Origin of the sequence: Micromonospora fiedleri (assembly GCF_016774385.1) — a bacterium.
Taxonomy (GTDB): Bacteria; Actinomycetota; Actinomycetes; order Mycobacteriales; family Micromonosporaceae; genus Micromonospora; species Micromonospora gifhornensis.
In genome coordinates this window covers 19604-42010 of record NZ_JAETXL010000014.1, presented here as the reverse complement: position 1 = coordinate 42010, position 22407 = coordinate 19604, and the positions used below count along the sequence as shown (strand labels likewise).

The 22407-nt window shown below is 70.4% G+C and carries 23 protein-coding genes; 7 read left to right on the top strand and 16 right to left on the bottom strand.

Annotation, left to right across the window (positions count from 1 at the left end):
- Positions 1 to 401: 401 nt before the first annotated feature.
- The 3 genes from JMF97_RS28240 to JMF97_RS28230 are packed head-to-tail and all read right to left on the bottom strand — an operon-like array spanning position 402 to position 1827.
- A complete protein-coding gene (locus JMF97_RS28240) occupies positions 402 to 818 on the bottom strand; it encodes an Imm1 family immunity protein (protein WP_102656205.1) in 417 nt (138 codons plus the stop codon).
- Positions 815 to 1279, bottom strand: a complete 465-nt coding sequence (locus JMF97_RS28235; protein ID WP_275412589.1) for a DddA-like double-stranded DNA deaminase toxin — start codon at positions 1277 to 1279, stop codon at positions 815 to 817. The genes JMF97_RS28240 and JMF97_RS28235 overlap by 4 nt, the downstream gene beginning before the upstream one ends.
- Positions 1280 to 1299: 20 nt before the next feature.
- On the bottom strand, positions 1300 to 1827 hold the full coding sequence (locus JMF97_RS28230; RefSeq protein ID WP_203224297.1) for a DUF6244 family protein: 528 nt from the start codon (positions 1825 to 1827) through the stop codon (positions 1300 to 1302).
- A 415-nt stretch (positions 1828 to 2242) separates the two neighbouring features.
- Here JMF97_RS28230 and JMF97_RS28225 point away from each other — a divergent pair, with 415 nt between their 5' ends.
- From JMF97_RS28225 to JMF97_RS28210, 4 genes are read left to right on the top strand one after another with little or no spacing between them, the layout of a single operon-like run.
- Positions 2243 to 3172 carry an ABC transporter ATP-binding protein gene (locus tag JMF97_RS28225; RefSeq protein WP_203224296.1) on the top strand — a complete coding sequence of 310 codons (930 nt, stop codon included), beginning with the start codon at positions 2243 to 2245 and terminating at the stop codon, positions 3170 to 3172.
- The gene (locus tag JMF97_RS28220; RefSeq protein ID WP_203224295.1) at positions 3169 to 3891 is read left to right on the top strand and encodes an ABC transporter ATP-binding protein; all 723 of its coding nucleotides are present in this window, start codon (positions 3169 to 3171) and stop codon (positions 3889 to 3891) included. Before JMF97_RS28225 ends, JMF97_RS28220 begins: the two co-directional genes overlap by 4 nt.
- Positions 3892 to 3899: 8 nt before the next feature.
- Positions 3900 to 7061, top strand: coding sequence for an ABC transporter permease (locus JMF97_RS28215; RefSeq protein ID WP_203224294.1), 3162 nt, complete (start codon positions 3900 to 3902; stop codon positions 7059 to 7061).
- On the top strand, positions 7058 to 9817 hold the full coding sequence (locus tag JMF97_RS28210; protein ID WP_203224293.1) for an FtsX-like permease family protein: 2760 nt from the start codon (positions 7058 to 7060) through the stop codon (positions 9815 to 9817). Before JMF97_RS28215 ends, JMF97_RS28210 begins: the two co-directional genes overlap by 4 nt.
- 117 nt (positions 9818 to 9934) lie before the next feature.
- On the opposite strand, the gene JMF97_RS28205 is transcribed toward JMF97_RS28210, so the two are convergent.
- The 3 genes from JMF97_RS28205 to JMF97_RS28195 form a co-directional block, all read right to left on the bottom strand.
- Positions 9935 to 10450, bottom strand: a complete 516-nt coding sequence (locus JMF97_RS28205; RefSeq protein ID WP_203224292.1) for a quercetin 2,3-dioxygenase — start codon at positions 10448 to 10450, stop codon at positions 9935 to 9937.
- A gap of 88 nt (positions 10451 to 10538) precedes the next feature.
- A complete protein-coding gene (locus JMF97_RS28200; RefSeq protein ID WP_203224291.1) occupies positions 10539 to 11849 on the bottom strand; it encodes an FAD-binding oxidoreductase in 1311 nt (436 codons plus the stop codon).
- Positions 11846 to 12745, bottom strand: coding sequence for an LLM class flavin-dependent oxidoreductase (locus JMF97_RS28195; protein ID WP_203224290.1), 900 nt, complete (start codon positions 12743 to 12745; stop codon positions 11846 to 11848). Before JMF97_RS28195 ends, JMF97_RS28200 begins: the two co-directional genes overlap by 4 nt.
- A 90-nt stretch (positions 12746 to 12835) precedes the next feature.
- On the opposite strand from JMF97_RS28195, the gene JMF97_RS28190 reads away from it, so the two are divergent.
- Positions 12836 to 13195 (top strand): winged helix-turn-helix transcriptional regulator, encoded by a 360-nt coding sequence (locus JMF97_RS28190; RefSeq protein ID WP_203224289.1) that lies wholly within the window; start codon positions 12836 to 12838, stop codon positions 13193 to 13195.
- Between the two features lie 66 nt (positions 13196 to 13261).
- Here JMF97_RS28190 and JMF97_RS28185 read toward each other — a convergent pair whose 3' ends face one another.
- Both JMF97_RS28185 and JMF97_RS28180 read right to left on the bottom strand, forming a co-directional pair.
- Entirely contained in the window at positions 13262 to 13717 is a 456-nt protein-coding gene (locus JMF97_RS28185) for a hypothetical protein (protein WP_203224288.1), read from the bottom strand.
- 64 nt (positions 13718 to 13781) lie between these two features.
- A complete protein-coding gene (locus JMF97_RS28180; RefSeq protein WP_203224287.1) occupies positions 13782 to 14060 on the bottom strand; it encodes a four-helix bundle copper-binding protein in 279 nt (92 codons plus the stop codon).
- Between JMF97_RS28180 and JMF97_RS28175 the strand changes: the two genes are divergently transcribed.
- Together JMF97_RS28175 and JMF97_RS28170 are read left to right on the top strand one after the other, a co-directional pair.
- The gene (locus JMF97_RS28175) at positions 14047 to 14337 is read left to right on the top strand and encodes a hypothetical protein (RefSeq protein ID WP_203224286.1); all 291 of its coding nucleotides are present in this window, start codon (positions 14047 to 14049) and stop codon (positions 14335 to 14337) included. The two genes, JMF97_RS28180 and JMF97_RS28175, sit on opposite strands and share 14 nt — an antisense overlap.
- A gap of 78 nt (positions 14338 to 14415) precedes the next feature.
- Positions 14416 to 14697, top strand: coding sequence for a tetratricopeptide repeat protein (locus tag JMF97_RS28170; protein WP_203224285.1), 282 nt, complete (start codon positions 14416 to 14418; stop codon positions 14695 to 14697).
- 90 nt (positions 14698 to 14787) lie between these two features.
- On the opposite strand, the gene JMF97_RS28165 is transcribed toward JMF97_RS28170, so the two are convergent.
- The 8 genes from JMF97_RS28165 to JMF97_RS28130 form a co-directional block, all read right to left on the bottom strand.
- The gene (locus JMF97_RS28165; protein ID WP_203224284.1) at positions 14788 to 15462 is read right to left on the bottom strand and encodes a hemerythrin domain-containing protein; all 675 of its coding nucleotides are present in this window, start codon (positions 15460 to 15462) and stop codon (positions 14788 to 14790) included.
- 372 nt (positions 15463 to 15834) lie between these two features.
- Positions 15835 to 16290: a hypothetical protein gene (locus JMF97_RS28160; RefSeq protein ID WP_203224283.1), complete on the bottom strand. Its 456-nt coding sequence runs from the start codon at positions 16288 to 16290 to the stop codon at positions 15835 to 15837.
- 178 nt (positions 16291 to 16468) lie between these two features.
- On the bottom strand, positions 16469 to 16885 hold the full coding sequence (locus tag JMF97_RS28155) for a hypothetical protein (RefSeq protein ID WP_203224282.1): 417 nt from the start codon (positions 16883 to 16885) through the stop codon (positions 16469 to 16471).
- A gap of 325 nt (positions 16886 to 17210) precedes the next feature.
- A complete protein-coding gene (locus JMF97_RS28150) occupies positions 17211 to 17816 on the bottom strand; it encodes a transposase (RefSeq protein WP_307817127.1) in 606 nt (201 codons plus the stop codon).
- The gene (locus tag JMF97_RS28145; protein ID WP_273543957.1) at positions 17795 to 18259 is read right to left on the bottom strand and encodes a winged helix-turn-helix domain-containing protein; all 465 of its coding nucleotides are present in this window, start codon (positions 18257 to 18259) and stop codon (positions 17795 to 17797) included. Before JMF97_RS28145 ends, JMF97_RS28150 begins: the two co-directional genes overlap by 22 nt.
- A 591-nt stretch (positions 18260 to 18850) precedes the next feature.
- Positions 18851 to 20194, bottom strand: a complete 1344-nt coding sequence (locus JMF97_RS28140; protein ID WP_203224281.1) for an MFS transporter — start codon at positions 20192 to 20194, stop codon at positions 18851 to 18853.
- On the bottom strand, positions 20191 to 21018 hold the full coding sequence (locus JMF97_RS28135; protein WP_238360330.1) for an SDR family NAD(P)-dependent oxidoreductase: 828 nt from the start codon (positions 21016 to 21018) through the stop codon (positions 20191 to 20193). Before JMF97_RS28135 ends, JMF97_RS28140 begins: the two co-directional genes overlap by 4 nt.
- On the bottom strand, positions 21015 to 22358 hold the full coding sequence (locus JMF97_RS28130; RefSeq protein ID WP_307817126.1) for a flavin-containing monooxygenase: 1344 nt from the start codon (positions 22356 to 22358) through the stop codon (positions 21015 to 21017). Before JMF97_RS28130 ends, JMF97_RS28135 begins: the two co-directional genes overlap by 4 nt.
- Positions 22359 to 22407 lie beyond the last annotated feature (49 nt).

Below are 22407 nucleotides of genomic sequence, written 5' to 3'. Positions count from 1 at the left end.
TTGCGAGCCGGTCCAATCGCTTTTGCAACAAGGCAAGTTCGGCCGCTCGGCCGACGAAAACCCCGCCATCAGGTAATCCCGATCTACGTAGACGACAACTATGTAGATGCGGTCTACCCAACTCGCTGCCGCTCGACGTCCGGCCAGTCAGCACACCGGCCGGTGCCGTAGGCGTGGTGCCGCGCCGCTGCGGGGAGACGGCAGCGCGCACCGCGCGCGGCACCAGGAAGCGGACCTTTTGTGCTGCCCTGAGCACCCGTGATGACGTCGTGCATTGCCAGGTTGTCCACAGGTGCTTGGTGCGCCCTGGTTCTTCGGTACGCCGAGACGTCGCGGGTGACCACCGCCAGTTCCTTCAACCCGTCGATCGGCCACTGGTCGAACTGCCGCCGCACGCCGCGCTACTCACTGGCAGCGGGCAGGCGCGGTGGTGCGCCGCCCGTCTTGAGGAAGGTGCCCGCTACCTGTATGGCCGTGTCTGGTCGCAGCCGGAGATGCTCGGTGGGGTATTCGGTGGGTACTCCGCCCAGGTCGAAGTGGAGTTCCTGGTCAGGCGGTGGCACTGTGGGGTCGTTGAGGTAACCGCCGTCGTCGGCGATGTGTACCGCGAAGGCGTGGGCGCGGTGGCCGAGCCCGATCTGGACGCCGGGTGGCAGGTCGTCGGAGTCGTCGGTGATGTCGCTGAAGATCGTGACGACGACGGCCTCGCCAGCCTGGTGGATATCGCGCAGGAGGGCTTCCAGGGCCGCGGGGTCGGTCAGGTCGACCTCGTGGTTGTCGCGGTGGTCGCCCCGGTCGTAGGTCCAGGTCACCTTCATGCGATCGCCTTTCCGTTGCCGGTGTAGGTGCGCCAGTGGCGTACCTGCCCGTCATCGTCGCGTACGTAGACGTCCAACTGCGCGCCGGCTGGCAGCAACCGGGAGAGGATCTTCTCGCAGCCGTAGGGGGTGTAGTCGCAGGGCGGATTGTTCGTGACCACGGCCGCCCGAGTGACGTGTTCGCGGCGCATCCGGGCGGCGAACTTGGCCTCCAAATGATCGGTCGTGGTGGCGATGAGTTGGTAGGCCGGTTTGAGGTCGACGGCGGCAGCCGAGTCACGGCCAGACTTCATGGGTATCCGCTGTCCATTGATCAGCGCCACACCGGAGGTCGGATCCTTTGCCTCCCGTCGAGGCAGGTCGCGAGCGGCGTCCGTCAGCCACTCGGGAAGCGGTTCGGACGGGGCAGAGTCCTCGGTAACACTGCTGAAGGTGTCGCGGCGGGTGGGCGGTTGGCTGATGGGGCCACCACCGCCCGTCGTCAGTTTCCCAGCTCACCGACCTGCCGAGCCTGCGCCAGCGCCGCGTCGACACGGCCTCGGGCCTCAGCCTTTCGAGTACGGACCCCCGCCAGAATCTGCATCACCTGCTGCAGACGCGCCAGCGTCGGACCGGGCTGACCGCCCTGCAACGCTGCCACGACGAGCCGCCGCGCCTCGTCGACCGCGGACGCCGCCGCTGCCACGCTGCCATCCACCGTATCCAACGCCGCGACTACCGGGGCGAGCACGGCAATGGTCTCCTGTGGCGACGATTGTTGCGCCACAGAACCTACCGACCGCGATGCCTCACTCAGGACGCCCGATGCCTCGTTCAACCGGGACCGGGCCTGCCCAAGCACCTCTCGTGCCCGGCCGAGAGCGGCCGCGATACCAATAAAGCCAGAGGCCACCGCCCGAGCGGCGACCTGCTCGATGGCGCGGTCGATCGCCGCGGTCTCATGCTGTGACCGGTCTACACCCGCGGTCATCGCCAGCAAGTCGACGCCGATGGTGTCGGTCAGCGACATCGCCCAATCCCCCGCTCGAACGCCTCGCGCCTACCACCCAACGGTGGCAGCCTAGAGACGCTCGCCAGCGGAAAACAACATCGGGAAGCGAAGCTGCCGGAGATGTCTTCCGCCTGCTTCCGGCGAGCGGATCCCGGATGTCCGGGCCATCGGTGTGCACCGAGTAGAGTCGCCGGCCCGTCGACGCGTTCACGAGCAGACCCTCGTTCCGGTATCGCAGAAAGTCGCCTCGGGGCATGGTCAACGCCGCCGCTGGTTGCGAAACTGCTTCAATCTGGGCCAGCACGGGCAATCGGGGCTCTCAAACACCTCGGCAGCTATGTGTACTGGGCAGGCGACACCCTGTCCCCGGCCGGTGGGCCTGACCACCAGCCGGGCCGGGCTCGGCGTCGGCACGACCCGGACGGAGGAAGCAATGTCCCGCACACCGCTGTCCCTGCCGCAGCCGCCCGCGCGCGCGTCCGAGTTCGGCCGGGACGCGCTCATCGTCTGCGAGAACCTGGTGCGGATCTACCAGACCGGTTCCATCGAGGTGCAGGCCCTGCAGGGACTGGACCTCACCGTGGACAGCGGGGAGCTGGTCGCCGTCGTCGGCGCCTCCGGGTCGGGCAAGTCGACGCTGCTGTCCATCCTGGCCGGTATCGACGCCCCCACCGCCGGGCGGGTGCGGGTCGACCGGTGGAACCTGCTGGGGATGTCCCGCGCGGACCGGGTGGACTACCGGCGGCACACCGTCGGGTTCGTCCGGCAGCAAACGGCGAGCAATCTGATCCCGTACCTGACCGCACGGGAGATGGTGGACCTGCCCATGACAGCGGCCCGCACCGGCAAGGAGGAGCGCCGCAAGCGTGTGGCCGAGCTGTTGGACAGCCTCGGTGTCGCCGACTGCGCCGATCGCCGCCCGGGGCAACTGTCCGGAGGGCAGCAGATGCGGGTCGCGATCGCGGTGGCACTGGCCAACCGGCCGAAAGTGTTGCTCGCCGACGAGCCGACCGGCGAGTTGGACGCCGCCACGTCCGCGGAGGTTTTCGGTGTGCTGCGGGACGTCAACCAGCGCTACGGCGTCACCGTTGTCGTGGTGACCCACGACCCGGAGGTCAGCGGCCAAGTGGAGCGGACCGTCGCGATCCGGGATGGGCGTACCAGCAGCGAGGTGCTGCGCCGCACCACCACCGATGCGGTGGGTGACACGCACATGGTCGCCGAGGAGTACGCCGTGATGGACCGTGCCGGGCGGGTGCAGGTGCCCCGCGACTTCCGTCAGGCGCTGGCGCTGACCCGACGGGTCCGGCTGGCCCTGGAAGCCGACCACATCACGATCCGCCCGTCGGGAAACGGCGAATGAGCAGCGAGCCGCTGCTGCGCGCACGCGGCGTGCATCGGCGTTTCCGCACCGGGCCGACCGTCGTGCACGCGCTGCGCGGTGTGTCGTTCGACGTGGCCGCCGGTTGCATGGTGGCGCTCGTCGGCCGGTCCGGTTCGGGCAAGACCACCCTGCTCAACGTCATCGGTGGTCTGGATCGCCCGGACGCCGGCACCGTACACGTCGACGGCGCCGACGTCACCGCGCTCGACGAGGACGGCCTGTCCCGGCTGCGGCGCGAGAAGGTGTCGTACGTCTTCCAGAGCTTCGGGTTGATTCCGGTGCTGTCGGCCGCGGAGAACGTCGCCGCCCCGCTGCGGCTGGCCCGCGTCGCTGCGGCCGAGCGGGAGCGGCGGGTCGAGTTGCTGCTGGATCTGGTCGGTCTGGCCGACCATGCCCGGCAGCGGCCGGCCGAGTTGTCCGGCGGGCAGCAGCAGCGGGTGGCGATCGCCCGCGCGCTGGCCGCCTCGCCCCGGCTTCTGATCGCCGACGAGCCCACCGGGCAACTGGACGCGGAGACAGGCCTGTCGGTGATGGCTCTGCTGCGTGGGGTGGTCGAGTCCGAAGGTGTCACCGCACTGGTGTCCACCCACGATCCGGTGATGATGGCGTTGGCCGACCGGGTGATCCGGATCCACGACGGGCACCTCCACGACGAGGCAGCCGGGCAGCTGGGCGAGCCTGTGCCGGACGCGGGGTGACACGGCCGATGCTGAGGCTCGTCCGGCGGCGTGCCCGCGCGCAGTGGCCGTTGCTGGCGGCCCTCGTCGGGGTCGTCACCGTCGGCGCGACCCTGCTGGGCACCTGCACTCTGTTGAGCACCCGCACCGCCGAGCGGGCGTTGGAGGTCGCCATGGCTCGCGCCGCCCCGGCTGCCGTCGACGTGACCGTCTACACCGGCACCGTCGAGGGCCCGGACGCGCAGTCCGTCGCCGCCGACACCCGCGCCGTGCTGGCCGCCACGCTCGCACCGTTCCCGGTGACCACCACCGCGCGGGCGTCGACGGTGCTGCGGGCACTGCCGCCCGCACTCGCCCCGGGCACCACCGTCGGAGCCCAGGCGTACCTGTCGGGGCTGGACGACCTGCCGACCCGAGCTGAGCTGGTCACCGGGCGCTGGCCGCGTGAGCGTGGTGACGCGGTGGTGTTGGAGTCCACCGCCCAGCTGATCGGCCTCACCCCGGGTCGGCGGGTGCGCCTCGGCGCCGAGCTGGCCCACGAGCCCGTCCCGGCCATCGACGTGAGGGTCGTCGGTGTGGTGCGGCCGTTGCCGGGGCGCGGCTGGGACCGTGACCCGCTGGCCGCGGCAGGTTCCGCCACCGGCTACCACGACGGCCGCTTCCAGCAGCCGGTCAACGCCTACGGCCCGTTTCTCGTCGATCTCGCCGACCTGCTCACCAGCGGCGCGACCATCGGCCGGATGGAGGTCACCGCCCATCCGGACCTGTCCCACGCCCACCGACGCGACCTGCAGACCGTGGCCGGCGCCGTCCGCGACGCGGACCGTCGGCTGGCCGGTACCCTCGGTGACCGTGTCCGGCTCGCACGGGTCGCCTCCGACCTGCCGCTGACCCTGCGCTCCGCCGACGACCAACGGCACGCCACCGCCGCCCTCGTGCTCGCCATCGCCGTCCTCGGTGGTGTCCTGACCGCGACGGCACTCGTCCTCGCCGGCCGGCTGACCGCCGGCATACGCGCCGACGAAACCGCCCTCCGGACCGCCCTCGGCACCAGCCGCCGCCAACTGGCCGCCACCGCGACACTCGACGGCGGGCTCGTCGCCGCCGTCGCCGTCATGCTCGCGATACCGGCCTCGTCGGCCCTACACGCCGGCCTGACCCACCTGCCTCCCCTGAACGACGCCGACCTCACCACCGCGCCGACCGTCACCGCCGCCCAGGTCCTCACGATCGTCGGCGGCGCGCTGGTCCTCGCCGCGATCCTCACCGTCCTGGCGATCCGACCCGGCCCGGCACCCGGCGACCGCCGCACCCGCCGCGCACTGCTGGCCCGATCCGGCGCCGACCTGATCCTCGCCGCACTTGCCGCCACCGCATGGTGGCAGCTGTACGCGCAGCCCACCACCGCCAGCCCCCGCACCGACACGGTCCGCATCCTCGCACCGGCGCTGCTGCTCACCACCGGCGCCGCCCTGACACTGCGGGTGGTACTGCCCGCCCTACGCGGCGCCGACCGGCTGGCGTACCGGACCCGTGGGCTGGCGCTGACGCTGGCGGCCGCCGAAGCCGCCCGCCGACCCCAGGCCGTCGCCGCCGGGCTCCTCGTCGCTCTGGCCTACGCGGCCGCAACCTTCGGTCTCGCCTTCGACACCACCTGGCACCAGTCGCAGCGTGACCAGGCCGCGCTCTCCGTCGGCACCGACCTGGCAGTGTCCCTCGACGCGACGCCCGTGCCCGGCGACGGCGCGAACCTCGCCGCAGCCACCGCCGGGACGGTAAGTCCCGTCCTCGACCGGGGTACCGCCGTCGGTCAGTGGCTCGGCACCGCCGGCGACGCACCACGCCTGGTCGCCGTCGACACCACCCGCGCCGACGCGCTGCTCCGCGGACGCCTCGACCACGACCGCACCTGGACGGACATCAGCGCACCACTCGCCCCACCCACCCCCGTCACCGGCCTGCCCGTGGCAGCCGGCGCCCCACTCGTCCTGAGCGGCACCACGACCGGCGGCCCCCCACTCACCGTGACACCCCAACTGCTGCTGCAGGACGCCACCGGTCTGCGCACACCCTGCACCGGTCCCCCCGTGCCACTCGACGGCCGCACGCACCGGCTGCCCGCCTGCGCGACCGCCGACGGACTGCACCTCGTCGCGGTGTCCCTGCCGGTCACCGCCGACCCCAATGCCCCACTCGGCAGCCCCATCGGCATCACCGTCACCCTCACCGTGCCGCCCACCACATCGGCGGACGGATCACAGTGGACGGCCACGTCCGCGCCGCCGATCCCGACCAAGTTACGCAACCCGACCGTCGTGCTCTCCGCCACCGCGACGGAGACCGCACTGCGGATGGCGGCGACCGTCGACCTCGGCGACGCGGACGCCGCCCGCACCCTCGTCGCCACCGCCTTCCCCGACCCCGGCCCGGTGCCCGTCGCCGTCGGCACCCGCTTCGCCACCGCGGTCGGCGCCGACATCGGCAGCCAACTCAGCATCACCGTCGGCACCACACCCGTCCCGATCATCGTCACCGAGATCGTGCCGACCGTACCGTCCGCCCCCGGCGCCGCCGCCGTCCTGGCCGACCTGGACACCCTGTCCCGCGCCCGCGCCGTCACCGGCGACCTGACATTCCCGGTCGACGCCTGGTGGGTCGGCCACCCCACCGACCCCGGCGCCGCCGAGCGGGCCACCGCCCTGCACCTGGGCACCGTCACCACCCGCGACGCGGAAACCGCCCGCCTCACCAGCGGCCCACTGCACGCCACACTGCCCGCCGCACTCCGCCTCATCGTCCCCGCCTCGGCCCTGCTGCTGCTCGCCGGCATCATCGCGCACGTGACCTGCGACCTGCAGGTCCGCGCCGTAGAGGTGGCGCGGCTACGCGGCCTGGGGATGACCCGACGCGGCATCCGGGCCGTACTCCTCGGCCAGCACACCGTCATCCTGCTGCCCCTGCTCGCCGCCGGCACGGCCGTCGGCGCACTCGCCACCCGCCTCGTCGCTCCCCTGCTCGTACGCTCCGACACCGGCGCCGCACCCATCCCGGCCGCCCAACCGCACTGGCCGTGGCCGGCCGAGGCCACGCTGCTCGCCGTCATGCTGGCCGGCTGCCTGCTGACGGTCGCCGCGGTGGTCAGCGTCCAGGTCCGCCGGGCCGACGCCGCGCACCTGCGGGTGGCGCCGTGAACCGGTGGCTGACCCGCCGGTGGCCGGCCCCGCACTGGCCCAGCGTCCGCGGCCGTGGCCGCACCGACGCGGGCGCACTGCTGCTCACCGCCGCCGTCATCGCCGTCGTCGCGCTGCTCGCCGCAGCCGTGCCGGCGCTGCTGCGTGCCGCCGCCGACGACGCCGTCCAGGACACGGTCCGCCGCGCCGGCAACAAGTCGCACCTCCTCGTCCACGCCGACTGGGAACGCGACGACGGCCCGACCGGCGGACGGCTGCGGATATCCCGCCTCGCCGACGACGTCGACGACCTCCGCGCCCGGGCGACCTACACGCTCGGACCCGACCTGGACACCGCACTGCTGCCGTCCATCGCCGTGGTCAACAGCCCGATCCTGCGCATCACCGACGGCAACCTGCCACGTACCGTCCAGCTCACCTACCTGGCCGACGACCTCGACGGCCCGGACGTGACCTGGATCGCCGGCAACGCACCCGGCCCCGCAATCCCCGAACGGTCCATCGAGATCCCCTACCACGGGCCGCCCTGGCCGGTGCAGGTCGGCCTCTCCGAGGCCGACGCCGCCGCCCTCCAGGTCGGCCCCGGTGACCGCATCCCGGCCGAGGACGACCACGGACGCGACAAAGACATCCGGATCAGCGGGATCTACCGACCCGCCGACAGCACCGACCCCGCCTGGCGACTCGCCCCGGCGCTGCTGCGCCCCGTGCCCGGCGCCGACGGCCCAGGCACCACCCGCGTCGCCGCCCTGCTGTCACGCGAGTCGCTGCCCGACGCCCGACTCGCCTTCGACCAGGACCAACTGCGGCGCACCGTCCACTTCGCCCCCGCACCCGACGCACTCACCTGGGACGCCACCGCGACGCTCGCCGACCAGGTGGTCAAACTCAAAGCATCCTCCGGCTCATCAGCCGCCCGCGACGGCTCCCTGAAATGGGAATCGCAGCTCGACACCGTCCTACGCGACGCCCGCACCCAGATCAGCGCCGCCTTCACCCAGGCCGCCGTCCTGCTCGCCGCAGTCCTGACCGCCACCGTACTGGTCCTGCTGCTCGCCGCCGATCTGCTGGTCCGCCGCCGTACCCCGGCGCTGAGCGCCGCCCGGCAACGCGGTGCGGCGCTACCGGACCTCGCCGCGGAACTGATCATCGAGTCCACCGTGGTGTCCCTGTCGGCCGCCGCCGTCGGCCTCGCACTCGCCCACACGACCGCACCAGGCGCCTCCTGGACCTGGACCATTCCCGTGGTCCTGGCCGGCGCCCTCGCCGGGCCGACGTTCGGCACCCTCGCCGCCGCCCGCGCCAGCCGCGACCGCCACCAACCCGCCAACCCGGCCGCGCGGCGCTGGATCCTGACCACCGGCCGGCTGCGCCGCGCCGCCGTGGAAACCGCCGTGCTGATCGCCGCGGTCGCCGCCGTCGGCACACTGCACCAGCGCGGACTCCTACCCGACGCCTCCCACGGCGACACCGGTGAGCTGACCGGCGACCTGATCCTCCCCATCAGCGCCGTCGCCCTGAGCGCGCTCGCCGGCGCGCTCGTCGTGCTGCGGCTGCTGCCCGTCGGACTACGGATCGCCCTCCGACAGGCCCTGCGCTCGCGCCGCCCGCTGGCCGTGTTCGGCGCTGCCCGGGCGGCCACCACCGCCGCACGCGCGCTGCCGCTGCTGGTGCTGATCAGCGCCACGGCGCTCGCGTCGTTCGCACTTGTCGTCGGCGCCACCATCACCCGAGGTCTCGACGACGGCGCATGGCACACCACCGGCGCCGACGCCCGCCTCGACATCAGCAGCGACGTCCAGGCCGCGACCCCCGCACTCGCCGAACGCATCGCCGCCGCACCAGGGATAGAGCAGGTCGTCGCCGCACAGATAACCGACTCCGCACCGCTCTTCACCGAATCGACACTGCTCACCCCACGCCTGGTCATCGTGGACGCCGCCGCGTTCGGCCGCCTCCTGGCCACCACCCCGCTACCCGACGCCCCGGCACTGGCCCAGCTCACCGCACCCGGACCTGACCCCGCCGCCGTGCCCGCGCTGGTCCGATCGAGCACCGGCGACCTGCACACCGGCACGCAGCTACAACTGTCCCGCGACACCGGCCCGACGATCCGCCTCACCGCAGTCGGCACCGCTCCCCCCGTCGGCGGCGCCGGCGACGTCGTCATCGTGGACGCCGCCGCCCTCGCCGAGGCCGGGCTGCCCGCCGTACTCAACACCATCTGGGTGACCGGCCCCGGCACAGCACAGGCCGTGTCGCACAGCGGCGTCCCCGCCGACATCGTGCTGCGCACCGACATCCTGCAGGCACAACGAGTCGCGCCACTGACCGCAGGAACACTACGGCTGGCCTGGACGACCGCCGCGGTGCTGCTGGCGCTGGGACTGCTCGGCCTCACGCTCGCCGCCGCCGCCGGTGCGCAGGAGCGGTGGCAGACCCTGACCCGACTGCGGACCCTCGGCCTGCGGCCACGCGACGCCCGCTGGGTCGCCGCAGGAGAACTGCTGCCACCGGTCGTGGTCGCCGCGGTGTGCGGCCCGCTACTCGGAGCCCTGCTCGCGCACCTGACGCTCGGCCCGCTCGAGCTACGGCTGCTCACCGGTCAAGCGGCCGACCCGGCGACGGTCCTGCCGTGGTGGCTGCTCGGCCTGACAGGTGTGGCGCTGGTGGCGGCGGCCGCCGCAGTCGTCCCGGTCGAGGCGGCGCTGCGGCGACACGACCGACTCAGCGAGGTACTCCGCGCCGGCGAGTAACCGGGCTACGAGGATCGCCCAGACCACCACGAAGCCATGGTCGACATCAGCATGGTCATGACCATGTCCCGCCGACTCGTCCGCACCGGCGGCTCGGTAACCAAAGTTCCCGGACGTTCACTCGGGGAGAATGGTGACATTCTGCTCGAGCAGTTCGTCCACGAGCTTGGCGTAGCGTTCCGGGCCCCACTGGGGTGGCTGTTCTCCGGGCTGGGGCTCGTCTCCGTTGTCCACGAAGAACTTCTCGTGTCCGCCCGGGGTGAAGATGACAAGCATTCTGGCGTCGGTGTCGCCCACGTTGGTGAACCTGTGCCGGTTGCCGCGCGGGATGAAGACGAAGTCACCGGCCTCGGCCACGTGGAGTTCATCGCCGTTGAGGAACTCCAGGCGGCCCGACAGCACGTAGAACGCTTCGTCCTCGTTGCCGTGGCTGTGTGCGACCGGTCCGGCCCCGGGTGGCACGGTGGCTTCGATGAATCCGAGAGAGCCGTTGGTGTCGTCTGCGGTGACCTTGATGGTGTAGGTGTCACCTGCGAGCCACCTGTGGGTGCCCTCGGAGTGCCGGACGAAGATGCCGCCGCGAGCGGTCCACCGCGGGTCGTTCTTGTCGGGCACGGGGAACGGGAAACTCATCTGCTACTCCTTGGACTCGTGCAGGGAAGGGCAGCCGGGTGCCGCCCTGTTGCGTGGGCTTTTGTGGAGGATTCAGGGAGGACGCTCGTCAGGCCTTTGCAGATCGGTGCAGGATGCCGTCGGGGTCATAGCGCTTCCACAGCTCGCGGACCCGGGCGCCGGTCGGCCCTGGGTAGGCGCGAGCGAATGTCGTCATATCGGGATGGCTCTCGAAGTTCACGTACGCGCCGTCCACGTGCGGCGCGAAGGCGCCCCAAGCCGTCGAAAGGGCCTTCCGGCCGTACGGTGGGAACGTCGAGGCGATGACCAGCGTCTTGTGGTGACGATGTGGGTAGGCGGTGGCGTCCGGGTCCAGGTCGTTGGCGGCGCCGCCGAGTGAGCGCAGCTGGATGAGGACCGGGTCGCGGCCCGTCACCGCCTTCACCAGGGCGCGGGCCGCGTCGCGGTTGATGCCCGCGAACAGTCCGTTGGTGGTGTGAGTGGGCATCTGACCGGTATTCGGGTGCAGATGCGCCGGTGGGACCAATTTCGGGTACGGCAGGACCTGTGCCTGTTGGACCGCGATTCCCCTGATATCGAGGAGCGGCTGAAGGGCTTGCTGGATCGTGGCCGGCTTGTCCGAGGCCACGACGGCGGTGATGGAGGCGACCGGCGTGTTGCCCTGGGAGGTCAGCATCACCGCCGTTGTCAGGGCACGTGGCGCGGCTGCCATGACGGCACCCCAGCGCTGCAGGTTGCCGCCGGCCCCATCCACTCGCATGACGAGCTGGGCGAACCCGACGTCACGCAGTTCGATGGCCTCGATCTCGAAGGCCACCGCGATCCCCGCGCCGGCTCCCGCACCGCGCATCACCCACAACAGATCGGGCTCGGTGGCGGCATCGGCGCGGACCTGGGTGCCGTCGGGCAGCACCACATCCACGGCGCGGACGTGGTCGATGGTGAGTCCGTAGTGCCGGACGAGCCATCCGATGCCGCCGGCCGTTGCCAGGCCTCCGACACCGACGTTGCCGTGGTCGCCGGAGCTGATAGCCAGTGCGTGCGGGGCGAGTGCCTGTGCGACCTGCGCCCAGCGGGCGCCCGCCTCCACCCGCACCAGGCGCGTACCGCGGTCGAGGACGTCGACGCGGCGCATCGCGCTCAGGTCGATGACGAGTCCGTTGTCGTTCGTGGCGCTTCCGGACAGGCCGTGCCCGCCACTGCGGACCGCGAGAGGGAGATTCCGCTCGCGGGCCAGCCGCAGCGCTGCGGCGACGTCATCGGCCGACTCGGCGAGGATGACCGCTGCGGGCCGGCCGACGGTGGTGTACGTGGAGCGGAGCAGTGCGTAGCGAGGATCGCCCTCGGTGACGATTTTGCCGGTCAGGCCGGCCGGGACGGGGCCAAGGCGCGTGGTCATCGTGTACTCCTGAGGGCTTCGACGCGGTCGCGGACCGCCGGGACAATCTCGGAGGCAAAGATCGAGAGCTGGTTTTCGTGGTCCGCCACGGGCCAGAACACGAAGGTGTCGAACCCGAGGACGACCACCCACTCGCTGAGCGTGTCCACCCATTGGCGCACGCCACCCACCAGCCCCTGGGCGCCCCGGAAATGCCCGATGGCGCCGATCACGTTGTAAATTCGCCGAACCGATTCCGGGGCACGTCCGGCAGCCGTAGCCGCCTCATCGATGATCTGCTGGCGGGCGGGCACTTGCTGCGGCGGAACGTAGATGTTGAGCGGCGAGACCCACCCGTCCGCCGCCCTGCCGGTGACCGCCAGCATCTTGGGCCCTTGGGCACCGAGCCAGAGTCCGACGGGCTTGGGCGGCCGAGGGCCGGCGCGATAGCCGGTCACCGAGTGATGGGGGGTTTGCAGTCGTACGGGGTCCGCGGCCAGGGCCGCCCGCAGGAGCATGAGCGACTCCTCCGTGAAGGTGACCATCTGTCCGCCGCGTCGAGGCACACCGCCCATTGAGGCGATCGCGTCGGCAAAGGCGCCACCGCCGACGCCGAGGTGGATGCGGCCGTCGGTGAGCACGCTCAGCGAGGCGGCGGCCTTGGCGAGCATCGTCGGTGGGCGCAGTTGCAGGTCCGCCACGTCGGTGAAGAAGGAGATGCGCTCCGTGGCCGCAGCGAGGCTGCTGATCAGAGTCCAGCTGTCCAGGTGCCCCGGCTGGTAGGGGTGGTCCTGCACGGCGAGGAGGTCCAAGCCGAAGTTCTCGGCCAGACGCGCGAGGTACCGGGTCTGGTCCAGTGACGCGGCCGAGGGATCCAGGCTCAGCCCGAAGGCGAGAGGGCGTCCGTAGTCGGTCATGGGTCCACGATGCGGCGGACGGCACGTCGGAACAAACGACCGGTAAGATGCTTATCTTTAGTAAGTAGATGTCGACTCGGGAGCCGCAAGATGATCAACACGCAGCAGCTGCGCCCGGAACGCAACTCGATCCACGATGACGCGTGCCCGAGCTTCCAGGAGACGCTCGAGCTGATCGGGCGCCGCTGGACAGGCTCGATCCTGGCCGCCGCCGCTCAAGGCGCTCGCCGCTTCGGCGAGTACCGCGCCGCCATCGATGGCATCTCCGACCGAATGCTGACGCAGCGCCTGAAGGAGCTCGAGGCAAACGGGCTCATCGAGCGGACCGTGATCCCCAGCACGCCGGTGCAGATCCGCTACGACCTCAGTGCCGACGGCAAGACCTTGTCGCAGGCCCTGCAGCCGCTGACGAGATGGAGCATCGAACGTTCCGCTCGGCGTGCACGGTAGTCCTGCGGCCGGCGGCATCCCTGGCGCTCGCCGACCAGGTCGTGTTCAAGCACCAGGCCGCACAGGCTAAAGATCGAGGTTGCTCGAACTCGTTCTCAGCCTGCGGTGGATTATGCCGACGTAGGCCGCAGTAGGGCCAAGCACAGCACCGGCGCCGCACAAGCACAGCAACAGTGTGCCAACGACCGTCGGTCCGTCGGTTAGTACTGTTAGACCGGCCACATAGGCCATGGCCAGCACCGCCGCGACGGCGAAAGCGACCAGCAACTTCATGTGAAGGCGTCCGCTCTTCGCGGTGATCTCGCCAACCCAGCCCGCCGGCACGAACAGCAACGGCACGAGGGCGGCACCCACACACGTCAGCGAGCAGCACATTGCCGGAAGTGCGAGTGGGCCACCTGGATCCCCGTTGGTGTTCCAGGCGTACACGAGCAGCCCGGCGTAGACGAAGGGCGCCTGAGCGACGAACACCACCCAGGCGACAGCCGCACCGACAGCGTGGCGATTAGTCGTACTGCTCATGACGCCTCCCGTGCGACGACCCTATCCCCGCCGCCCGCACGGTGCCGGCACGGCCCGGCTGTGCTCAGCTGATGGTGGCGAGCAGTTCCCGGCACGCCTGCTCGCAGGCGCGGCAGGCGTCGGCGCAGATCCGGCAGTGCTCGTGCTTATCGGCGTGGCCGGCGCACTCGTCCCCGCAGGACTTGCAGGCGGCGGCGCATGCCTGCAGCAGGGTGCGGCTGATGTTGGCGTCGTAGCCGGTGTGTCGGGACAGGACCCGGGCTGTGGTGGCGCAGATGTCGGCGCAGTCCAGGTTGATCGACTTCGGGTACGTCTCAAGCATGGGCAGCGTGGTGCTCGGCATCGGGAAGTTCCTCTCAGCGGTGCTCTGCCGCGCGCTCAACGCCCGCTACTTCGTCACCGTCGCCCCCGCGCACCGGGCCGAACTGCCCGACGTCGGACGGGAGCTGCTGGCGGTCGCCGAGGCGGCGGGGCTCACCGCGTACCAGTGCGAAGCTCACCACATCCTCTACCAGGCCGCGCTCGCCGAGGCCGACTTCGACCGGGCACGCCACCACGTCGACCGGGCGATCGAGGAGGCCACGACCGGTCAGCTCGGCCTGATCCTCGCCGTCATGTGATGGTTCACCGGCCTGCGTGCTCTCTTCGCCGGTGATCTCGATGAGGCGTCGCGCCGGTACGCGGAGATCAGCGACCGGATGAGCCGTGTCGGTGGTCCCAACGCGGCGGTGATGGGGCTGATGGGCCGGTTCACCGTGCTGAGCACGGTCGGGCGCGGGCACGAGGTGATCGAGGAGATTCGGCAGGTGCATACCCGGGTGCCGGACGACACGCACGACGTGCTCGCCCACGCGCTGCTCTCCGCAGGCGACCGGGAGGCCGCCCGAGCTGTCTGGCGGCCGGACACCCCGATCCGCCCCGACGCGCCGCCCTGGGCGACCCGGCCGTCGTCGCGCACCGCGACGCCGGGCTCCGGCTGACCCGCCGGGTCGGCGCCGTGCCATGGAGCGACGAGTCGGCGTACGTGCCGGCGGCGGGGCGTTGAACCGGGTCACCGCCACGCGGACGGGTTACCCGCCGAAGACGATCGCTTCCCGGCGGCGGAAACCCGGTCGCAGCGCCGCGAGCATCAACCGCAGCACCGGTCCGGCGATCCTTCTCAGTTCGGCCAGCTCCTCCGGGCGGGCGTACTGTTCGATTCTGGGCAGTTCGAAGCGGAGCGCACCGCCTCTACAGACCGCCCGCTCCACGGTGTTCCAGTCGGCCACGCTGACATAGCTCCGGATCACCGGGAAGATCAGCCGCTCCTCCTCCTCAATGTGCTCGTCGAGGACATCGCGCAGCTGAACCAGGGCTGCGGCGAGCTGCGCTGCGATGGTGCGTACCCGGCCCGCCCCTGACGAGCCCGAGGCGAACACGGCGACCAGATCGTCGGCTGCCACCCGTACCTCGTCGAGGACCGGATCGAGCGCGGCGTGGTCGTCACTGAGTTCCCGCAGATCGATCTCCGCGCCGGCCGATCGTTGCAGCACCGGCCAGAGGACCTCGTCCTCCATCTTGTGGTGGTGATGGATGCCGTCACAGAGCAGCCGCAGGGCCGCCGCCCGCCGCCGGTCGTACGCGAGTTGTCCAGCAGTCATGCGACTGAGCAGCTCGGCCAGCCGACGAGTGTCGGACCGCATGGTGCGGTGGTTGATCCGGAAGCCGACAAGGTTCGGCTTGGGTTCGGGAGTCGTGGTGGCCATGGTCTCCTCCGGCCGCACCGCTGGCGGCCTGTTCGGGATGGGGCGGTCAGTGGCGGGCCGCCACGGTGCCGGCTACGGACGGCCGACTCGCTGTCGTGCTTCCCCACTCTCCGGCGCGGCGCCTGGCACGCACTTGGTGCCGACTTGGCGCGCGCTGCGCGGGATATGCCCGGCAGTCAGTGCGAGACCTGATCAAGTGCCCGCTGCTCTGGCTCCGGCTCGGGGCGGGGGCTTGGTGGCGGCGGCGCGCGTGGGCTGCTGCGCTCCCCGATCGCCGGTCCGCTCCAACAGCGCCGGATGAGGGACCGGCGACGGCAGTTCCCGCAGGTGCAGCAGTGATGTTGGTTCGGTTGCCTGCAACCCGTTGTGGCGTCAGCTGCAGAAATCGGCCTGGGCGCGAAGCGCCACCGCCGAGGCTTCGCCCTTGGCGTACCTGGTGGCACACACCACCACACCGGTCTCGGCGTCGGACCAGGTGGAAAGCTTCCCCTTCGCCGTGCTGCCGTCCGGGCACTCAGCGGTTAGCGGTACGGAGAGCCGCTGCACCGCCGCGTAACCGACGTACGTACGCGGTTCCTTGACACCTGCCAGGAAGCGGTCCAGGTCGACGAGGGTGTCACTGGTCCCAGAGGCGACATAGTCAAGGGAGCCCTCAATGGCGGCGACCGCCGCGGCCCTGTCGACGCGGGAGATGTTCCACTCCACCACGGGAACAAACGGCTGGTCGATCTCGGGTGGCAGAACCTCATCGCCCAACTCCGGCACCACCTTGCGGACCGCGGTGAACGTCCATTCCGCAGGGCCGGGCGCCGGACCGTCGGCGACCACGCTGGTGGGCCAGCAGTCCGTGCCGCTCGGATCTGTGCCAGCCGGGCTACCTGGACCTGCGGAGGCAGGACTGCCCGCTGTCGTCTTCACCGATGTTGGCTTGCCGCTTGCGGTACAGGCAGTGACCGAAAGCGCCAGTAGCCCGCTGACCGCCAACACTCGTGCCAGCCTCACGACATCACCATTCTCTTCGATAACTGCTCTTGGCGACGGCCGCCATGCTGCCGGAGGGCTGGGTGACGTCGCATTGGACGGCACCGACCTCCTGCACGTGGTGCGACCTGCCGGTGCCCTGCCCGGAGACAACGACCGAGCCGCTACCACTGGAGCAGGTGTTCTTCTTCCAGTTGCCCGTGACCTGGACCCTGCCGGCGTAGGTGACAACGTACTTGTTTGGCTTCACGGTGGCGGTCACCGAGACCGAGGACGAGCTCGTGCTGCTGCCGGAGACTGCGAGAGATAGGCTCGTGCTCGCCTCCAACTCTCCGATGATTGCGCTTGCGGAGATCGACGCACCAGTGGTGATTGTGACGCCGGCGGTGAGCGTCTGCTGGTGGCCAGTAGTGCAGCCCCCCGATTCGAAGATCAGGGCCAAGGCGGCATTTGATAGTCGAGAGTCAACTGCGTCGACTCGTTACTGCCCCCGTGTCGCTCCTACCTGCGTGAACGTAAGGTACATGATCCTCTATCCTCGGGGAAGGGCGTAACGCGTGCGGCATGCCGCAGGGCCGACCACAGGCCACGAACCCCGTCCCCATCCCGAACGACCACACCCGGAGCAAGCCGATCAACCTAACTAGCAAACGGCCCACTCTTCTTCGCCACGAGGCCGCCCCGGCTTTCACCCGGAGCGGCCTCCTTGCGTTTGCGGTCCACGCCTGTCCCGTGCTACAGAGGTTGAAAGGCTGAAGTTCGGGTCGTCACGGTAGTTCGGGTTCGAGGGTCATGCCGGTGTTGGCGAGGAAGCCGGCAAGGAGATCGGTCTGTTGTTGGCAGGCTCGTAGCCGTTGTCTGACCAGGTCGGCGAGGTGGTCGACGCCGTTGGCGGCGGTGTTGGTCAGGCCGCGTTTCATCCAGCGCCAGACGCCCTCGGCGGGGTTGAGGTCGGGCGCGTAGGGCGGCAGGCGGATCACGGTCAGCCAGGTCCGGGCGGCGATCAGGGCGTGCATGCGGCGGCTGACGTGCACGTTGAGGTTGTCCCAGATCAGCACGATCGGCGTCTGGAGGCGTTGGTGGGCTTGGTCGAGGAAGGCGATGTAGTCGTCCTCGCTGAAGCTGCCCCGTTCGCCCGCGCGTGCGCGGTGCAGCCGGGTTCGCCACATCAGCCGGCCTCGCTGTCCGGGCTTGAGGCAGACCAGGCCGGCGATCGAGACCCGGCCGGAGCCCTTGCCGGAAACCTCGACGACGGGCGTGTGTCCACGCCGGGCCCAGGTCTTGGCCACCGGCGGTCGCAGAACCTGCCCCGCCTCGTCCTGGAAGCAGATCCATGCGCCGCGGGCTGCGGCTAACCTCTTACCGACGGCCACCGCCCCCGGTGCCAACTTGCGATCGCCTCGGGGTCACGCTCGACCGCCCGGCGAGTCGGGACCTGCTGGCTGTAGCCCATGCGGTGCAGCAGGTACGACACCCCACGCAGGGTGTAGCCGACCGCGAAACGCCGTTCGATGACCTCGGCGACACGCGCCAGGGTCCAGCGGGCATCCTCCCAGCCGTGGGCACGAGGACCCTCATCGAGCATCTCCGCGAGTTCTTTCCGCTGGTCAGCCGAGAGTTTGCAGTCCGAGCCACCCGGCCCAGCCGACGCAAGAGCCTCCGTCCCGCCGGCTACCCATCTCCGTCGCCACTCACGGACGGACTTCTCGGAAACCCGCAGCTCAGCAGCGATCTGCGTCGTCGATATGGACTCCTCGAACATGGACGCGGCCTGGATCCGGACCTTCTCACGCCGGACCCGGGCTGCCGCGTTCATGCCACCACCAGCCGGATATCTCATCACCCCGACCTACCCAAACCATCGACGCAGATCACACGGACACGTCGAAGAACGTCAGCCTTTCAACCTCTGTAGTTGAAGCGACCCGTCATGGGAAACCCGGTCTCGCGCTAACACTGCAGGTACAGTGTCGATCGCTGGTCTCACCTTGTCACTGATTGTCAATCATCAGCCAGGGTTTTTGGGGGTACTGTCGGCACGCAGCACGGTCATCCACAACCATGGCAACCTTGCGCCAGCCCGTCGGCGACACGAAGCTCGACCGGGGCCGCAGCGCCGACCAGGTCGAACCGAGTCTGACATAGGCAGGATTCCTGGTTCGGCTTTGCGCTGCTCGACGCCGGTGTGCGCCGGGTCCTCATCGAACGCGTCGCCGATTGACCAGCCGTCGGTGCGGCGGTGCGGGACGCTATGGCAGCGGTGGCACCGCGTGATCGCCGAACCCGAACCGGCGCAATGCCGGCAACGTCAGCCCCCATTCTGGCTGCTGGCTTCCCGCCCGATGCTCGGGACGCTGGCCATGCGCGCTTTCGCTCGGCGACCGGTGCCGGCCTGAGCACGTAATACTCAACTGGTGTGGCGTGTCCGATCCAGCTTCCAGCGCACTTGGAATGTCAGCGCCGCGGCCATCAGCACCGCCGGGACCACGGTGAAGCCGATCAACAGGGCGGTGTGGGCGGACTCTGGCTGCGTCACGGTCTGCCCCTCGGTGGTGGAGATGAAGCCGCCCAGGGCGAGTACGGCCGAGTACACGTACGGGCCGATTGCGGTGCCGGTGGCTTCGGTGGCAGTCCAGACACCGGTGTAGGCGCCAGCCCGGACGGTGCCGCGCTGCTCGGCGGCCGCGACCGCATCCGGGACCATCGAGAACGCGAACAGCTGCAGCCCGGCGAACGCGATGCCCAGGACGCCGACCACCGCGACAGCCGGCCCGGTGCCGTAGCCGAGCAGCGGCGCCAGCGAACCGGCCACGAAGACCGCCTGGCAGATCAGCAGGCCACGCTGCTTGCCGATGCGCCGGGACACCTGCATCCACACCGGACCGGCGACGACCGCTGGACCGAGGAACGCCCCCATGAACACGGCGGTCAGTCCAGAGTTGTCGAAGACGTACCTGGTGTAGAACGGCAGTGCTGCGAGGAACAGGTGGGTAGTGGTGCCGGTGAACAGGTAGGACAGCACCAACGCGCGGAAGTCGGGGTCCCGCCAGGCGACCGCGATGTCACCGATGGTCGAGTGGGCCGCCTGCTGGTCGGGCATCCGGAAACCGGCGTGGGCAGTGAGACGCCGTACCCCGGTCAGTGCGACCAGCCCGGAGATCACCATGACGCCGGAGAGCAGCAGGGCCATCCGGCCGTAGTCGCCGCGCTGTCCCGACGCCACCAGCGCCGGTGCGGCCACACCGGCACCAAGCAGCCCGAGGGTGAGGAAGAGCATCCGGAACATGAACACCCGGGTGCGCTCGTGGTACCCGACTCGAAGATCGGACGGGGTGGTCAGGTAGGGCACCTGGAAACACGCGAAGAGCAGGTTGCCGGCGATGAACCAGCCGCCCACCCAGAGCGCCGCCGATGCGCCGGAGAAACCGGCGGGCACCGAGAACATCGCCACCATGGCCACCGGAAGCAGCAGGCCGACCCGCAGCATGCCGAGCCGGTGTCCGCTGCTGCGCGCTTCCCGGTCGGATCGGCTGCCCAGCATCGGATGCACGATGATGTCGATGATCTTCGGCAGCAGCAGGGTGAGACCGGCCAGGAACGGCGAGACACCGAGCGTGTTGGTGAGGAAATAGAGCAACAGCAGGCCGGGGACGGTCACCCAGACGCCCATCCCGACCGAACCGGTGGCGTACGCGGTCAGGTCACCTGCCCTGGTCCGCACCTCGCCCGCGGTCCCGCGCAGCGCCGTCATCGGGTCGCCTCGTGTCGTGCGACCACACCCGCGGCCAGTTCGGCGCCCTGGAACGCGCCGGAGCGGATCCGGCCGGCGAGGGTGCGCGCCACGATCCGATCGGTCAGCGCGGGCAGGTGACGGGCCAGGAAGAACTCGACCGCGCCTCGCCGGGTGGTGGGTAGATCACGGCGAGGACGGCGACTGAGCGCGGCGCGCAGCACGGTGCGGACCACCCCGTCCAGCGGCTCGTACTGGCTCATGCCCTCCAGCGAGAGCCCGGCCGCGGCCGTCGAGTCGTGGATCGGGCTTCGTACCGCCGACGGGTACACGCAGGTGACGCCGACATGGGTGCCGAGTTCCAGACGCAGCGCGTCCGCGTACGCGACCAGGGCGCGCTTGGAGGCGCCGTACGCAGCGGCCAGCGGCAACTGCATGACGGCCATCCGCGAGCTGAGCATGACTATCCGGCCACCAGAGGCGACCAGCGCGTCCACACATGCGGCGGTGACCCGCCAGGTGCCCAGCAGGTTGATGTCGAGCTGGCGGCGTACTTCCGCGCCCGGCGCCAGTTCGGCCGGGGCGGGCCCACCGATTCCGGCGTTGTTGATCAGCAGGTCGAGCCCACCGAGGTGGTCAATTGCTTCGCGTACCGCCGCCGGCACCGCGTCGTCGTCGGTGATGTCGCAGGCCAGGACCCGGACCGGGTCATCGGCACGGGGTGCCAGGTCCAACCCGACGACCTCGGCTCCGAGTTCGTCCAGGCGGGCACAGATGGCCCGGCCGAACGTGCCGGAGGCACCGGTGACGAGGACACGCAATCCGCGGGGGTCTCGGGCGCTCAAACCACACTCTCCTGGGCGGTGAAGGTGCGTCCGCCTCGGGCGAGGCGATTGCGGCCAGCCGCGATCTCCCGGGGCAGGTCGGCGACGTACCTGTCGAAATCGATACGCATGTGCGGCCGCGCGTTCGTGCCCCACCGCTCGATCGCGGCGCGCAAGGCTCGCTGCACGGCGTGCTGCTGTTCGTCGATGCTGGGCAGGGCATAGTCGCCGGAGAGATATGCGGCGACCAGTTTGGCCTGGACCTCCACGACCGGCAGAGCGGCACCGGTGGACTGCATCAGGCCGACGAATGCCAGGCTGGGGTCGTCGAGATGGAAGACTCGCTGGTACAGCGGCAGCTGCTGGGGGTCGGGGCCCAGCCATTGAGGGGACAGGAACGGGATACTCACCCGGTACCCGGTGGCCCAGACGATCACGTCGACCGGGTCGGCGCTGCCGTCGGTGAACATCACCCGTTCCCCGTCCAGCCGTTCGATGCCGGGACGTGGGGTCACCTCACCGTGGGTGAGCCGGTGCAGGATCGTGTCGCTGATCGTCGGATGGTTCTGGAACAGGCCACCGGCCGGGGCGGGTAAGCCGTACCTCTGCGGGGTCCCGACGGCGAGCCGCAACAGGGTCTCGGCGATACGCTGCCGCAGCCGCCACGGCAGGGCGGCGAGGGCGCCACCGGTCGCGTCGGCCGGGCGGCCGAACAGGTACTTGGGGACGATGTGGACGCCGCGCCGGGCGGAGAGCAGGACCGGCCCTCGAGCGACGTGCGAGGCGTCCACCGCGATGTCCATGGCCGAGTTGCCCATGCCGACGATCAGCACCCGCCGATCCCGGAAGACGTCCGGCGTGCGGTAGTCGTGGGCGTGCATCTGGGTGCCGTGGAACGTCCCCGGATAAGCCGGATCCGGGTAGCGCGGATCCCAGTTGTGGCCGTTCGCGACCACCACGGCGTCGTACCGCTCGGTGTCACCGGACTCGGTCGTCACCGCCCAGAGCCGGTCACGCTCGACGCGGGTGACCGTGCTCCCGAACCGGATGTGCGGAATGAGCCCGAACGACTGCGCATAGTCGGCCAGGTAACTGGCGACGCGACTGGCCGACGGATAGTCGGGCCAGTCCGCGGGCATCGGAAAATCCGCGAACTCGGTGCGGCGTTTGCTGGTGTTCAAGTGCAGCGAGGCGTACGCCGGGGACAGGCCGCTGCTGTTGTCCCTGACCCACAGGCCACCGGGCCGGTCACCCTTCTCGTACGCCACCACCGCACAACCGGCGTCGAGCAGCGCCTTCACCGTGGCGAGACCGGCTGCTCCCGCACCGATCACCGCCACCCGACTCGACGAAACGGCCACGGTGCTCCTCGACGGTTGTAGCTTCCGCCAAACCGTAGGGCCTGGCACA